Source organism: Falsiroseomonas sp. RANM36 (assembly GCF_056682175.1).
On sequence record NZ_JBWXTD010000004.1, the window covers coordinates 805,092 to 806,364 of the forward strand.

General features: G+C 73.7%; 2 protein-coding genes and 1 pseudogene. All 3 read left to right on the forward strand.

The features are described from left to right. Nucleotides 1–119 precede the first annotated feature (119 nt). Nucleotides 120–371: a molybdopterin converting factor subunit 1 gene (gene moaD, locus AC1MIR_RS17665; RefSeq protein ID WP_480029492.1), complete on the forward strand. Its 252-nt coding sequence runs from the start codon at nucleotides 120–122 to the stop codon at nucleotides 369–371. A gap of 5 nt (nucleotides 372–376) precedes the next feature. Further along, nucleotides 377–835, forward strand: a complete 459-nt coding sequence (locus tag AC1MIR_RS17670) for a molybdenum cofactor biosynthesis protein MoaE (RefSeq protein ID WP_480029493.1) — start codon at nucleotides 377–379, stop codon at nucleotides 833–835. Between the two features lie 4 nt (nucleotides 836–839). Next, nucleotides 840–1,273: pseudogene (locus AC1MIR_RS17675) on the forward strand (hypothetical protein); the annotation flags it as partial.

The window sequence follows — 1,273 nt, forward strand, 5'->3', positions numbered from 1 at the left end:
GCGACGCAGCCCGGCATCGGCACCAGCGCCATCGTGCGTGACGGCAATGTGGAGACCTGGATCGGCCCGGACGGCCAGGCCCGCACCCGCGTCGTGCCGCCGCGCTAGAGAGACGCGGCTTGAAGGTCCTCTATTTCGCCTGGGTGCGGCAGAAGGTCGGCGTCGCGGAGGAAGAGGTCGCGCCACCGGCGGAGGTGCGCGATGTCGCCGGGCTCATCGCCTGGCTCGCCGGACGCAGCGCCGGCCATGCCGCGGCCTTCGCCGATCCGCGCCAGGTCCGCGCGGCCGTGAACCAGGACTTCGCCACGCCCGCGCATCCCGTGCAGCCCGGCGACGAGGTGGCCTTCTTCCCGCCGGTGACCGGGGGCTGAGCGCCATGCAGGCCGTCCCGCGCGTGCTGGTGCAGGCCGGTCCCTTCGACATGGGGGCGGAGGCGGCGCGGCTGCAGGACGGGCGGACCGATGTCGGCGGGCTGGCCAGCTTCCTCGGCATCTGCCGCGGCGATGGCGGCCTGGTGGCGATGGAGCTCGAGCACTATCCCGGCATGACCGAGCGCGCGCTCTCGCGCATCGCGGAAGACGCCTGCGCGCGCTGGCCGCTGACGGGCTGCACGGTGATCCATCGCCACGGAAGGCTGGTGCCGGGCGATCCGATCGTGCTGGTGCTGACCGCCAGCGCCCATCGCGTGGCCGCGCTGGAAAGCTGCGCCTTCCTGATCGACTGGCTGAAGACGAAGGCGCCCTTCTGGAAGCGCGAGGAATTCCAGGGCGGCGCAGGCCGCTGGGTGGAAGCGAAGGCCGAGGACGACGCGGCGGCGGATCGCTGGGCGCGCTGATCCGGTGCGCCCGCTCGCCATCCTGGCCGGGGCGCTGCTGCTCGTCTGGCCGGCCTTCCTGAACCTCTACCCGCTGGTGTTCAGCGACACCGGCGCCTTCCTGCACCAGACCGCGCCGCCGCCCTCCGGCCCGCTGGTCATCTGGGACAAGCCGCATGTCTACGGCCCGCTGCTGCACGCCTTCCATTGGCGGGTGACGCTGTGGGGGCCGCTGCTGGCGCAGGGGGCGATGATGTCCTGGCTGCTGTGGCTGGCGCAGCGCGCCCTGCGCGGCGCGGCCGCGCCGGGCCTGCATGTGCTGGTCTGCGCCGCCGCCGGCTTCCTGACCACGGCGCCCTTCACCGTCGCGCTGCTGATGCCCGATGTCTTCGCGCCGGCGGTGCTGCTGGCGCTGCTGCTGCTCGGCTTCGCCCGCGCTGCGCTGACGCGCGCCGAGCC